A 12663-nucleotide genomic window follows, 5' to 3' on the forward strand; every position below is an offset into this window, starting at 1 on the left:
GCACTATGCGGGCCGTGCAGGTCATCGGGTACGGCGAGGATCTACGGATGGCCGAGGTGCCCGTCCCCGTGGCGGACGGGCCGTTCGACGTCGTGGTGAGGATCGGCGGGGCCGGGGTGTGCCGGACGGACCTGCACATCCTCGAAGGGCAGTGGGCCGAGAAGTCCGGGGTGGAACTGCCGTACACGATCGGGCACGAGAACGCCGGGTGGGTGCACGCCGTCGGGACGGCGGTCACGAACGTCGCCGAGGGCGACAAGGTGATCCTGCATCCGATCGTCACCTGCGGGCTGTGCCGGGCCTGCCGGTCGGGCGACGACGTGCACTGCACCGACAGCAGGTTCCCCGGCATCGACTCCGACGGCGGATACGCCGACTATCTGAAGACGTCCGCGCGCAGCGTGGTGAAGCTGGACGAGTCGCTGGAGCCGGCGGACGTCGCGGCCTTCGCCGACGCGGGCCTCACCGCCTACCACGCGGCGGCGAAGGCGGCGCGGCGGCTCACACCGCGCGACCGGTGCGTGCTGATCGGGGCCGGTGGCCTCGGGCACATCGGCGTCCAGGTGCTCAAGGCGATCAGCCCCGCCGAGCTGATCGTGGTGGACCGCGAACCGGACGCGGTGCGGCTCGCGACCGAGATCGGCGCCGACCACGGGATCGTCGCGGACGGCGACCACGTCGAACGGGTCCTCGACCTCACCGGCGGCGGCGCCGAGGTCGTCCTCGACTTCGTCGGCGAGGGCGGCACGACCGCCGAGGGGCTGCGGATGCTGCGGGAGGCGGGCGACTACCACGTGGTCGGCTACGGCGAGAACATCGACGTCCCGACGATCGACATCATCTCCGCCGAGATCAACATCATCGGGAACCTCGTCGGCTCCTACAACGACCTGTGCGACCTGATGGCGCTCGCGGCCCGCGGCGCCGTCACGCTGCACACGCGCGAGTACGCGCTGGACGACTTCCAGTCCGCGGTCGGCGACCTGGACGCCGGACGCGTGCGGGGCCGCGCGATCCTCACGCCGTGAGGGCGGAGACGGCGGTGCGCGGGCATGCCGCGTCCGTGCGGTGGGGGGCGTACGCGCTCCCCGTCGCGATCATGGTGCTGGTCACCGTGGACGTGCTCCTCGACGGCCCGCTCAGGCGGCTCGACTGGACGGCCCACGAGTTCTTCGACGCGCACGTCCGGGACGGCCTGCTCACGGCCGTCCACCTCGCCACGAAGTTCGGCCAGCGCGGCGACCTGGTCCTGCTCATCCTTCCGCTGTCCGTCATCGCCTGCGTCCGGACGCGGTCGCCCCGGCCCCTCCTGGCGAGCGCGGTGATCGTGGTCGGCCTGTCGCTGCTGCAGAACGGCCTGAAGGCGGTGATCCCGCGGACCTACCCCTACAGCGGCATGGACGTGCTGTTCGCCCAGGGGAACGCCTATCCGTCCGGCCACACCCTCAACGCGTTCGTGCTCATCTGGCTCATCCTGGAACTGCTGGTGGTCGCGTTTCCCGCCGTCCGGCTGCCCGCGCACCGCCGCCGCGGCATCGCGCTGGCGACCGGCTGCGTCACGGCGGTGGCGCTGACCGTCGCGGACGAGCACTGGTTCACCGACGTGCTGTTCAGCCTCGCCCTGGGCCCGGTCCTGCTGTCACTGCTGATCCGGTGGCGCCCGATCAGGTGACGTAGGGGAGCCCGATGCCGAAGAGGCTCACCACGAATCCGACCAGTCCCGCCGCGGACCACAGGGCGGCCTTCTTGCGGGCGCGGGCTCGGACGGCCTGGCGCGCGTAGTCGTCAGGCCGCGAGTCGTCGGAGGTGGCGATGACGTGCTCGTGCGGGACCGCCGGCCCGCCGGCCTGCCTTTTTACGTGGTCAGTGGTGTGCCGGCTGCTTTGGGTGGGCTTGTGCGGCCGGGTGGGGGGTGCGGCGGGCGGGCCACCAGAAGCGGGGGCCCGCGTCGAGGGCCAGGGCGGGGACGATGACCGAGCGGACGAAGAAGGTGTCCAGGAGGACGCCGAGGGAGACCAGGACGCCTATCTGCACCATCATCGTGACCGGCATGGCGGCGAGGACGCCGAACGTGGCGGCGAGGACGAGCCCGGCGCTGGAGATGACGCCGCCGGTGACGCCCAGGCCGCGCAGGACGCCGGTCCGGTGGCCGGCGCGCACCGTCTCCTCGCGGACGCGGGAGACGAGGAACAGGTTGTAGTCCACGCCCAGGGCGACCATGAACAGGAAGCCCATGAGCGCGACCTGGATGTCGAGGGCGGGGAAGCCGAACACGTGCCTGAACAGCAGCCAGGAGGCGCCGAGGGCGGCGAAGTAGGACCCGACGACCGTCGCGACCACCAGGATCGGCGCGACGAGCGCGCGGAGCAGGGCGATGAGGATGAGCAGCACGACGGCCAGGACGAGCGGGATCACCACTGTGCGGTCGTGGGCCTGGGCGTCGGCCAGGTCGATCTCGGCGGCGGTGCTCGCCCCGAACAGCGCGTCGGGGACGGCCGCGCGGAGGTCGCGGACGGTCCGCTTCGCCGCCGCGCTGTCGGGCGGCGCGGCGAGGACGACCTCGAACCTGGCCAGGCGGCCGTCCGCGGAGGTCTGCGGCGTTCCCACGCGGGCGACGCCGGGGGCGTCGCGGAGTGCGGCGGTGACGGTGTCCGGCTTCTCGGTGACCACCTGGAGCGGGCGGCCCTGGCCGCCGGGGTAGTGCTGGGCGAGCAGCCTCTCGCCGACGGTGGAGCTGGGCGTGCTCGTGAGGAAGTGGGCGCGGTCCAAGCCGGTGCTGATGCCGAGGCAGGCGGCGGCGAGCGCGCCGAGGACGGCCAGGCCGCCGATCCAGACCAGGCGGGGCCGGGCCGCGATGCGGTGGCCGATGCGGTCCCAGGCGCCGCGGCCGGACGGGGTGTCGCCGCAGCGGGGGATGCGCGGCCAGAACACCCGGCGGCCGAGGATCACGAGGAGCGCGGGCAGCAGCGACATGACGACCAGCAGGCCGCCGGCGACGCCGATGGCGCCGACCGGGCCTAGGGCGTAGTTGAAGCCCATGCGGGCGGCGAGCAGGCACAGCAGGCCGAGCGAGACCGTCGCGGCGGACGCGGCGATGGGCGCGGCGGCGCGGCGCAGCGCGGCCCGCATCGCGTCGTGCCGGTCGGGGTGGCGGCGGAGCTCCTCGCGGTAGCGGGCGAGGAGGAGCAGCGCGTAGTCGGTCGAGACGCCGAACACGAGGGCGTTGAGGATCGTGGACGTCCCGTCCGCGACGTAGAGGCCGGCGTGCCTGCCGAGCAGGTAGACGACCGCGCCGGTCACCTGGAGGGCGATCGCCGCGTTCACGATCGGCAGCAGCCACAGGACCGGGCTGCGGTAGGTGAGCAGCAGCACGATGGCGACCAGCGCGACCGTGGCGATCAGGACGGGCTTGTCGACCTTCTCGAAGGCGTCGCCGACGTCGAGGGCGGCGCCCGCCGGGCCGGCCAGGCGCACCTCCAGGCCGGGCGGGGCGTTGGAGAAGGCCCGGTCGCGGAGCCGCTCGGCCCGGTCGGTGAGGGCGTCGTCGTCCTTCAGCGGCACGGTGAGCATCAGCGCCCTGCCGTCGGCGGACGGGACGGCCCGCCCGATCGGCCCGGCGGCGAGCGGGGCGAGGGCGGTCCGGTCGGTCTCGGCCTTCGCGCGGTCGGCCGGGGTGATGCCCGCCTGCCGGACGTAGGCGATGACGCCCGGCGCGAGTTCGCCGCCGGGGAAGCGGGGGACGAGTTCCTCGACCCGCGTGGACTGGGCGCCGCGCGGCAGTTCCGCCGACGAGTTCGCCTGGACGACGTCCGAGAGGCGGCCCGCGAGGGGCGTCGCGAGGATCGTGACCACGACCCAGGTCAGCAGGACCGCCCATGTGAGGAGGCGGCGTTTGCGTGAGAGCAGCATGAGGTGCTCTCCTTTCCGGTGGGGGTTCGCGTTGCGTGGAACACGCCGTTCGGCGTGGTGATGCGGGCTTCCGCCCGTCCGGGCCGGCGAGGGGCAACTCGGCGGCCCGGGCTCTAGACCTCCGGGAACGCCAGGAACCTGGCGTGGAGGGTGCGCGCGCCGGGCGGCGGGTCGTCGTCGGCGCGCTTGTAGCGGTAGAGGAGCGCGATGTACTCCTCGAAGAAGGGGCGCACCTGGTCGGGCGTCAGCGTGACGGTGCCGAACGAGTACAGCAGCGCGTCCGCCCAGGGGCCGAGGCCGTCGCGTTCGCGCAGGTAGCGGTCGAGCATGTCGAGTTCGTTCGCGAACTCCAGCCGGGTCACCTCCGCCACGGCCGCCCGCATCTCCGGCGACTGCTCGCGGTGGGGCGGCAGCCGCCGGTCGGCGGGCACCGCCCGCCACCAGCGCTCCCGCCCGCGCGCCAGCTCGGGGACCTCCTCGACGAACCCGTGCTTGGCGAACTGCCGCAGGTGGTAGCTCGTCGACCCGGTGCTCTCGCCGAGCTCGCGGGCGAGGGTGGTGGACGAGGCGGGGCCGCGCCGCAGCACCTCGGCGATCCGCCGCCGCAGCGGGTGCGCGAGAAGCCGCACCTGCGCCGGGTCGGTGATCACCTCGGGGGCCGGTTGCTCCTTCATGCCGCCGACGCTAGGAGTTGCAAAGACCCTTTGCAACGGGCCTCGGCAAAGTTCGCCGGCGGGGCGGAGCGGGTTCCGACCTGAGGGGGAGCCGCCGCCTCCCTCTCCGGTCCCGGCCGGCGGGACGGCGCGTGTCCTTGGCTGACGAGCATTGATGTGGTCAACTAAAATCACTGACATGGGGAGGGGCATGATGCGCGAGCACGCGGACGGGGTCTCGCCGGGGGCGTCGCTGGCCGAGAAGGTCGAGTGGCTGATCCGGAACCTGTGGCCGGCGGACGCCCCGCCGCCGCGCAACAACGTGGAGACGGCCGCCGCCATCGCGAGCGCCACCGGCGAGGACATCTCGTCCACGACCGTGTGGAAGCTGCGCACCGGGCGGCAGGAGAACCCGCAGCTGAGGACGCTGACCGCGCTCGCCACGTTCTTCGGCGTGCCGATCGGCTACTTCGGCTTCGCCGGCGAGTCCGCGCCGATCGGCGACGACCTGACGATCCAGGCGCTGCGGCGGGACGTGGAGCAGGGCGTCATCCGGCCGGAGGTGCTGCGCGCCCTCGTCGACCTGTCCCCGCGGGCCCGCTGGGTCGTGGACGAGATGATCCTCGCCGCCGCCGCGGCCGACCGCGACCGCAACGCCTAGCCGCGCTCCGGACCTAGCGCGACACGTACGCCAGGACGGCCAGCACCCGCCGGTGCCGGTCCCCGTCGTCGGCGATGCCGAGCTTCTGGAAGACGGACCGCATATGGGTCTCGACGGTCCGCTCGGCGAGGTGGAGCCGCGCGGCGACGGCCGCGTTGGTGTGGCCCTCGGCGACCAGGGCGAGGACGTCGTGCTCGCGTCCGGTCAGGGCCGCCAGGGAGCCCCGGCCGCCGGGGGAGAGCAGCGCGCCGACGACCTCGGGGTCGAGCGCCGACCCGCCGCCGGCGACGCGCTCCAGCGCGTCCAGGAAGTCGTCGACGCGCAGCACCCGGTCCTTGAGCAGGTAGCCGAACCCGCCGGACGCCACCAGCGGGACCGAGTGCCGCGTCTCCACGTGCTGCGACAGCAGCACCATCGGCAGGTCCGGCACCGCCGCGCGCAGCCGCCGGGCGGCGCGGGCGCCGTCGTCGGTCATCGTCGGCGGCATGCGCACGTCGATGACGGCGAGGTCCGGGCGGGCGGCGGCGACCGCCGCCTCCAGCGCGTCCGCGTCGCCGACGGCGGCGACGACGTCGTGCCCCGCCTCGGCCAGCAGCCGGACGAGCCCCTCCCGGAACAGCACCGAGTCATCGGCCACCACGATCCGCATGCGGGATCCTCACCTCCACCACCGTGCCGCCGCCGGGCGGACTGGACACCGTCAGCTCCCCGCCGGCGGACGCCACCCGGTCCCGGACGGAGGTGAACCCGCCGCGGGCGCCGCCGACGCCGTCGTCGGACACCGCGACGCGCAGGGCCTCGCCGCACTCGGCGACCTCGATCGCCAGCGAGGCGGCGCCCGCGTGCTTGAGCGCGTTCGCGTACGCCTCGGACACGACGAAGTACGCGGTCGTCGCCGCGACCTCCCCGGCCCGCAGCTCCGCGGGCACGGACAGCCGCACCGGGACGGGGCTCGCCGCGACCAGCGCGCGCAGCGCGGCGGCGAGGCCGTCGTCGAGCCGGGCGGGGCGGACGCCGTGCGCCAGCCGCCGCAGCTCGGCGACCGTTGACTCGAGGGTCTCCACGACGGCGTCGACGTCCCGGTGCTCCGGCGTCCCGGCCGGGAGGCGGCGCTGGAGGGAGCGCAGCCGCATGCCGGCCGCGACGATGTGCTGCTGCGCGCCGTCGTGCAGGTCGCGTTCGAGCTGGCGGCGCTCCTCGGCGGAGGCCGACAGCAGCCGGGCGCGGCTCGTCCGCACCTCCTCCAGCGCGGCCCGCAGCTCCAGCCGCAGCCGCGTCACCTCGATCGGGAGGCGCGCCTCCACCGCCGCGTGCCGGGCGCGGCGCAGCCGGCGGGCCGACGCGGCGCCGAGGACGAGCACGCCGACCTCGACCTCGCCGGTGCGCAGCGGGACCCGCGCGCGGCCCGGCTCCGGGACGGCCGGCGCGCCGGACCGGTCGGCGTACTCGCCGGACGCCCCGTGCGGGAGCCGGACGAGCAGCCGCAGCCCCGGATCGTCGAGGACGTCCCGGAGCACCGCCTCGACCGACTCCGGCTGCGCCGTCCCGTCCCGCACCTCGCGCACGAACCGGCGCAGCCGGGCGTCCAGGACGAACCGCTCCCGGTCCACCAGGCGCCCGACCCGGTCATTGACCTGCCGGTGCAGCGGGACGAGCACCAGCGCGGCGGCGAACGCGGCGCCGCTCACCCCGAGCCGGCCTTCCGCGCCGAGCAGCCCGCCGGCCGCGTAGCCGACGCACGCGAACACCCCGGCGGAGACCAGCGAGGTGAGCAGCCAGGCGAGGGAGGAGCCGAGCAGCCGGTCCACGTCGAACAGGTCGTGGCGCAGCACGGCGACGGCGACGGCGGCGGGCACCGCGACCAGCATCGCCAGCAGGAAACCGGAGTAGGCGACGTCGGGCGGCGCGTCCCACCAGGTCTGCGCCGCCCAGCCGCACGCCAGCAGCACCGGGACCGAGCCCGCGCCCAGCACCAGCCAGCGCAGCTGCAGGCGGGTCGTCTCGCCGCCCCCGCGGTAGCGGGCGACGGGGCCGAGGACGACTGCGCACAGGCAGGCGAGCAGCGCCCCGAACGCGGCCAGCGTGGCGGGCACCTCGAACGGGCCGTCCCGGAGGGACAGGGCGGTCCAGGACACGGCGGCGTTCACCGCGACGCCGGTCGCCGCGGCCGTCCAGGCGACCGCGCGCCACCGCCGGCCGGGCGGCAGGCCGGACGGGAACACCAGGCACAGCGCGGCGAACCCGGCGAGGTTCCACACCCACGCGCCGAGCTTCACCGCGTAGAGCGCGTGCGCGCCCGGCAGGGGGTGCGGCGTCAGATCGGTCTCGCCCCACAGCTCGACCGCGAACACGGCGGCGGGCGCGGCACCGACCCAGGCGAGGGCCGCGCCCACCTGCCCGTCCGGCACCCGCCACCCGACCAGGCAGCCGAACAGCACGGGGATCGCGAGGACGGCGAGCGTCGCCGCCAGCACCGGAGCCGGGTCGCCCTGCCCCGGCCGCGCGGACAGCACGGCCTGCGCCGCCGCGCCCGCCGCGAACACGCCCGCGGGCAGCGCCACTCGGGGACGCAACGCGAGGCCAGGGCGGATGCGCATCCCGCCATCATGCAGCTCCGGCGGACCCGTGCACATCCGTGCCACCACGTGCGTTTTCTCCAGCGCTGCCCTGGATGTGCGGTGCGCGCCGGCCGGGCGACGCTGTCCGGCATGGAACTCATCCTCATGCTGCTGCTGCCCCTCCCGCTGGGCTACCTCGTCCGGGACCGGGTGGCCGCCTACCTGTCCTACGTCGCCGTCCACTCGTTCGCGTTCACGTTCCAGACCATGACGCTGACCCGGGCGTGGGTCGGCGGCGACACCCGGGCCTTCGTGAAGGATCCCGACGCCGTCCCGTGGAGCTACGCGGCGGTCAACGTCGCGATCTACGGGGTCGGGATCGGACTGGTCACCCTCGGTGCCCGGCTGCGCCGCCGCCGCGCGGCCCGGCCGGAGGGGGTGGACATCTCGGGGTGAGGCGATGTTTCGCGGCCCTTCCGATCAGGTAGAGGCGGACTAGCCGGTCCACCGATACCCCGGAGGGGCAATGCCGCCGTACGCCGTCGCCCTCTCGGTGGTCGGCCTCGTCCTGGCGCTCGTCGCGGGCGTGTACGCGGTCTCGTTCGCGCTGGCGCCGCGCGGGTTCGAGAGCGGGCCGTTCCTGTCGGGGGCGCGCCCGGCCGAGCACGCCCTGTCCCGCTACCACGTGCGCTGGTACACGGTGTCGATGGTCTTCCTGGCCTTCGACATGGAGATGGTCTTCATGTTCCCGTGGGCGCTCGTCGTCGCGTCGGTGGGCGTGAAGGCGGTCGTGGAGATGTTCGTGTTCCTCGCGCTGCTGCTGGTCGGCGTCCTCTACGCGTGGCGGGAGGGGGCACTGCGGTGGGCGTGACCGGAGACCCGCGCCCGTTCGTCGTGGCGGCGGCGGACGGCACCGCGGACCGGCTCGCCGTCGAGGCCGAGCTGCGGCGGCGCCGGTGGCGGCCCGCGCTCGCCCCCGCCGAGACGGGCACGCTCGTCGTCTGCGGCCGTCCCGGACCGGCGCTGGCCGAGGCCATCGAGACCGTCTGGCGGGACATGCCGGAGCCGAGGCGGCGCGGGCTGGACGGCCCGGCCGAAGGCGGGGAGCGCGCTCCGCTGGAGTCCGGTGCGGTGATGGCCGACCGGGCCGACGACCGGGACGGGCTGCGGCTGGACGTCCTGCACGTGCCGCTCGGGCCGGTGCTGCCCTACTGGCCCGCCGGGCTGCGCGTCGACCTGACGTTGCAGGGGGACGTCGTCCAGGCCGCGGACGCCATCGCCGTCGACCGGGCGGACGGGACCTTCTGGACGGACGACCGGCGCGTCGCGGCCCGCCTCGACAGCCTCTCGCGGTTCCTGCGCGTCGCCGGCTGGGACGCGGCGGCGGAACGGGCCGCCGCGCTGCGGGACGAGACCCTGACCGGCGGCGTCCCGTCCGAGCGGTTGGCGCCGTTCACCCGCAGGATCCGGCGCTCCCTTGTGTTGCGGTGGATGACGCGGGGCGTCGGCGGTGTGCGGGAGCGGGTCGAGGGGTGGCTCAGGGAGATCGAAGGCGCGGACGCGCCGCGGCCGATGCCGGCGGGGGAGGCGCTCGACGCGCTGCCGGCGCTGCTGGAGGGGGCCGAGCTGGGCGAGGCGCGCCTGATCGTGGCGAGCCTCGACCCCGATCTGGGGACGCTCGCCGATGGTTGAGGTGGTCGTCATCGGTGTGCTGGCGGTCGCGGCGGCGACGCTGAGCGGGGCGCTCGCCGGACGTCCCGCCGCGCCGTTCCAGGAGGCGGTGCGGCTGCTGACCGTGCAGCGGCGCGCCACCCACCGCGCCGACCGGCTGCTGACCGCGGTCGGGGTGGTGTCGCTGCCGGTGGCGGCGGCGCTCGCGGCGCTGGTGGTGCCGTTCGGCGACCGGGCGGCCGTCGGGTCGGGCGTCGGCGTCGTCTGGTTCAACGCGATGGAGGTCGTCGCCTGGGCCTCGGTGTGGCTCGCCGGATGGGGCGTCAACTCGGCGTACGCGCTGGTCGGCGGGTACCGGTTCGTCGCGCAGGGCCTCGCCTACGAGCTGCCGCACATGTTCGCGCTCATCACCGCCGCGCTGGGCGCCCACTCGCTGGACCTGCGGGTCATCGCGGCGGCGCAGCACGGGCTGTGGTTCGCGGTCTGGATGCCGGTCGCGTTCGCCGTCTACCTGCTCTCGGCGCTGGCGATGGCGTTCTGGGGGCCGCTCGGGCATCCGCTGGGCGGCGACCTCGCCGGGGGCGCGATGGCGGAGCTGTCCGGCCCCGACCGGCTCGTCTTCCTGGCCGGCCGGTACGGGCTGCTCGCGGTGGCGGCGGCCGCCGCCGTCCCGCTGTTCCTCGGCGGCGGCGCGGGCCCGCTGCTGCCCGGGTGGCTGTGGTCGCTGGTGAAGGCGTGCGCCGTCCTCGCCCTGCTGGTGTGGACGCGCGGCCGGGTGCCCGTGCTGCGCATGGACCGGGCCATGGCGGCGGCGTGGACGGTGCTGATCCCCGCCGTGCTGCTGCAGATGCTGGTCGTCGCGATCGTCGTCGTCTGAGAGGAGGGAGTTCATGGAGGACGCCGCGTTCTGGGTGCTCGCCGTGCTCGCGGTCGCGGCCGGCGTCGCGGTGTTCGTCGTCGACTCGATGGCGCGGGCGACGTTCGCGCTGCTCGCGTCCTTCCTGTGCGTGGGCGCGGAGCTGCTGCTGATCGACCTGCACTACCTCGGCGTGCTGGTCGTGCTCATGATGATCATGGAGATGCTGGTGATGGCGGTCTTCATGGTCATGTACATGATGAACCCCGCCGGGCTGATGCCGATGACGATGATGCACAACGCGCGCGGCGCGGCCGGGATCTCGGCCGGGCTGTTCGCCGCGCTGGCCGCCGGGATCTTCGCCGTGCCGTGGCCGGAGCGGTCGGGCCGCCCGCCCCGCGACCCGACGTTCGCGCTCGGCGAGTCGATCATGGGGGCGAAGATGCTGGTCATGATGGTGATCGGGATCGCGATCCTGGCCACCATGATCGCCGCGGTGGTGCTGGCGACGCACCGGGGGCGGTACGGCGATGACGCTTGAGACGTTCCTGCTGCTGGCCGCCGCGCTGTTCTGCGTCGGGCTGTTCGGGGCGCTGTCCCAGCAGTCGGTCGTGATGCTGATGATGGGCCTCGAACTGATGATCAACGGTGTGGTGGTCGCGGCGGCGGGGTTCTGGTTCTGGGTGTCGCCCGGCCTGCCGGACGGGCAGGTCCTCGTGCTGGTCGCGATCACGGTGATGGCGCTGGAGATGGCGATGGGCTTCGCCGTGGTCACCGCCCTGTTCCGGGCGCGGGACGTCGACATGACAGATGAGGCGGGGGACCTCAAGGGATGAGCGCAGCGAACCGGGGGGTGTGGGGGGTCGCCCCCCACAGGGGGCAGGGATGACGGCCGTACGGTTGGGCGGGCTGGCGGTGGACGGGTTGTCCGCCGTGCTGCTGGTGACCCTGGCGGTCGTCCTGGTCGCGGTGCTGGTGTTCGCGGCGGGGGAGCGGTACGGGGTCCGCTTCCACGCGCTGATGCTGCTGTTCGCGGCGGCGATGGCGGTCACGGTCACCGCCACGGACCTGCTCATGCTGCTGATGGGCTGGGAGGTCATGGGCGCGATGTCGTACGCGCTCATCGGCTACGTGTGGCCGGACGCCGAGCGGGTCCGGTCGGCGGACGTGGCGTTCCTGACGACCCGGGCCGCCGACCTGGGCCTGTACGCGGCGGCGGGTTTCGCGGTCGCGGGCGCCCATTCGCTGCGGCTGGACGCGCTCGCGCAGGCGGACGCCCCCTGGCGGGACCTGGTCGCGGCGGGGATCGTGGTGTCCGCGCTGGGCAAGTCGGCGCAGCTGCCGTTCTCGTTCTGGCTGGCGCGGGCCATGGCGGGCCCGAGCCCGGTGTCGGCGCTGCTGCATTCGGCCACGATGGTCGCCGCCGGGGCGTACCTGCTGATGCGCGTCCATCCGCTGCTGGCCGCGACCGGCTGGGCGGACGCGCTCGTGTCGTGGGCGGGTGCGGTGACCGCCCTGCTGCTGGGCGCCGTCGCGCTGGCCCAGCGGGACCTCAAGCAGCTCCTCGCCGCGTCCACGTGCGCGCAGATCGGCTTCATGGTGCTGGGCGCCGGAGCGGGTTCGGTGGGCGGGGCGACGGCCCAGCTCGTCGCGCACGCGGCGGTGAAGAGCCTGCTGTTCCTCTGCGCGGGCGTCTGGCTGACCGCTCTCGGGACCGAGCGCCTGGACGAACTGCGCGGTGCGGCCCGGCGGCACCGGCTCGTCGGCGCAGCGTTCGGTGTGGGGGCGCTGGCGCTGGCGGGCGTCCCGCCGCTGTCGCTGTGGGTGACCAAGGACGAGGTGCTGCGCGGCCTGCCCGCCGGGCTGCTCGCGGTGGGGCTCGCGGCGTCGGTGCTGTCGGCGGCCTACGCGGCGAAGGCGCTGTTCGCGGTGTTCCGTCCTGTCGTGGGGGCGGGGATCCGGGTGCCGGTCCTCGGGCGGGCTCCGCTGGTCATGCTGGCCTTCGCGGCGGCGGTGCTCGGCGTGCTGGGGGTGCCCGCGGTGGCGGACGCCTGGCGACGCATGCTCGGCATGCCGCACGAGGGCGGCCCCGACCTGGAGGTGCTCGTCCTGTCCGGCGCCCTGGCGGTGCTCACGGTGGGCGCGGTCGGGGCCGCCCGGCGGGTTCCGGCGCCCGGATGGGCGGTGGAATGGCTGTTCCTGGAGCGGGCCGCCGGGGCGGTGGTCGTGCGTCCGGCGTTCGCCGCCGCGCGGGCGCTGGCCCGGTTCGACGACCGGGTCGTGGACGGCGCCGTCCGGGGCGCCGCGCGCGGCGGCCGGTGGGCGGCGGGCCTGGCCGGGCGCCGGGTCGAGATC

14 protein-coding genes are annotated in these 12663 nt (G+C 74.9%); 10 read left to right on the forward strand and 4 right to left on the reverse strand.

The window, feature by feature from the left end; genetic code table 11:
* Window positions 1-5: 5 nt before the first annotated feature.
* Both AB0K34_RS23940 and AB0K34_RS23945 read left to right on the forward strand, forming a co-directional pair.
* Window positions 6-1028 carry an NAD(P)-dependent alcohol dehydrogenase gene (locus AB0K34_RS23940; RefSeq protein ID WP_138642316.1) on the forward strand — a complete coding sequence of 341 codons (1023 nt, stop codon included), beginning with the start codon at window positions 6-8 and terminating at the stop codon, window positions 1026-1028.
* Window positions 1025-1672, forward strand: coding sequence for a phosphatase PAP2 family protein (locus AB0K34_RS23945; protein ID WP_364550931.1), 648 nt, complete (start codon window positions 1025-1027; stop codon window positions 1670-1672). The genes AB0K34_RS23940 and AB0K34_RS23945 overlap by 4 nt, the downstream gene beginning before the upstream one ends.
* Before the next feature lie 191 nt (window positions 1673-1863).
* Here AB0K34_RS23945 and AB0K34_RS23950 read toward each other — a convergent pair whose 3' ends face one another.
* Both AB0K34_RS23950 and AB0K34_RS23955 read right to left on the reverse strand, forming a co-directional pair.
* Window positions 1864-3909 (reverse strand): MMPL family transporter, encoded by a 2046-nt coding sequence (locus AB0K34_RS23950; protein ID WP_364550933.1) that lies wholly within the window; start codon window positions 3907-3909, stop codon window positions 1864-1866.
* A gap of 113 nt (window positions 3910-4022) precedes the next feature.
* Entirely contained in the window at window positions 4023-4583 is a 561-nt protein-coding gene (locus tag AB0K34_RS23955; RefSeq protein WP_138640739.1) for a helix-turn-helix domain-containing protein, read from the reverse strand.
* Window positions 4584-4761: 178 nt separating this feature from the next.
* Here AB0K34_RS23955 and AB0K34_RS23960 point away from each other — a divergent pair, with 178 nt between their 5' ends.
* On the forward strand, window positions 4762-5223 hold the full coding sequence (locus tag AB0K34_RS23960; RefSeq protein ID WP_138640738.1) for an XRE family transcriptional regulator: 462 nt from the start codon (window positions 4762-4764) through the stop codon (window positions 5221-5223).
* 13 nt (window positions 5224-5236) lie between these two features.
* Here AB0K34_RS23960 and AB0K34_RS23965 read toward each other — a convergent pair whose 3' ends face one another.
* Window positions 5237-5872 (reverse strand): response regulator transcription factor, encoded by a 636-nt coding sequence (locus AB0K34_RS23965; protein WP_138640737.1) that lies wholly within the window; start codon window positions 5870-5872, stop codon window positions 5237-5239.
* Window positions 5850-7820 carry a histidine kinase gene (locus tag AB0K34_RS23970; protein WP_364550936.1) on the reverse strand — a complete coding sequence of 657 codons (1971 nt, stop codon included), beginning with the start codon at window positions 7818-7820 and terminating at the stop codon, window positions 5850-5852. Before AB0K34_RS23970 ends, AB0K34_RS23965 begins: the two co-directional genes overlap by 23 nt.
* 111 nt (window positions 7821-7931) lie before the next feature.
* On the opposite strand from AB0K34_RS23970, the gene AB0K34_RS23975 reads away from it, so the two are divergent.
* The 7 genes from AB0K34_RS23975 to AB0K34_RS24005 all read left to right on the forward strand — a co-directional run.
* The gene (locus AB0K34_RS23975) at window positions 7932-8237 is read left to right on the forward strand and encodes a hypothetical protein (protein WP_138640735.1); all 306 of its coding nucleotides are present in this window, start codon (window positions 7932-7934) and stop codon (window positions 8235-8237) included.
* Between the two features lie 70 nt (window positions 8238-8307).
* Window positions 8308-8652 (forward strand): NADH-quinone oxidoreductase subunit A, encoded by a 345-nt coding sequence (locus AB0K34_RS23980; protein ID WP_301176789.1) that lies wholly within the window; start codon window positions 8308-8310, stop codon window positions 8650-8652.
* Window positions 8643-9473: a hypothetical protein gene (locus AB0K34_RS23985; protein WP_364550939.1), complete on the forward strand. Its 831-nt coding sequence runs from the start codon at window positions 8643-8645 to the stop codon at window positions 9471-9473. Before AB0K34_RS23980 ends, AB0K34_RS23985 begins: the two co-directional genes overlap by 10 nt.
* Window positions 9466-10329 (forward strand): NADH-quinone oxidoreductase subunit H, encoded by an 864-nt coding sequence (locus tag AB0K34_RS23990; RefSeq protein WP_301176791.1) that lies wholly within the window; start codon window positions 9466-9468, stop codon window positions 10327-10329. Before AB0K34_RS23985 ends, AB0K34_RS23990 begins: the two co-directional genes overlap by 8 nt.
* Window positions 10330-10342: 13 nt before the next feature.
* Window positions 10343-10849 carry an NADH-quinone oxidoreductase subunit J gene (locus AB0K34_RS23995; protein WP_138640731.1) on the forward strand — a complete coding sequence of 169 codons (507 nt, stop codon included), beginning with the start codon at window positions 10343-10345 and terminating at the stop codon, window positions 10847-10849.
* Window positions 10839-11144 carry an NADH-quinone oxidoreductase subunit NuoK gene (gene nuoK, locus AB0K34_RS24000; RefSeq protein ID WP_301176793.1) on the forward strand — a complete coding sequence of 102 codons (306 nt, stop codon included), beginning with the start codon at window positions 10839-10841 and terminating at the stop codon, window positions 11142-11144. The genes AB0K34_RS23995 and nuoK overlap by 11 nt, the downstream gene beginning before the upstream one ends.
* 49 nt (window positions 11145-11193) lie before the next feature.
* On the forward strand, window positions 11194-12663 hold a 1470-nt coding region (locus AB0K34_RS24005), incomplete at its 3' end, for a proton-conducting transporter membrane subunit (RefSeq protein WP_364550942.1).

The organism is Actinomadura sp. NPDC049382 (assembly GCF_040677125.1).
GTDB classification, from domain to species: domain Bacteria; phylum Actinomycetota; class Actinomycetes; order Streptosporangiales; family Streptosporangiaceae; genus Spirillospora; species Spirillospora geliboluensis.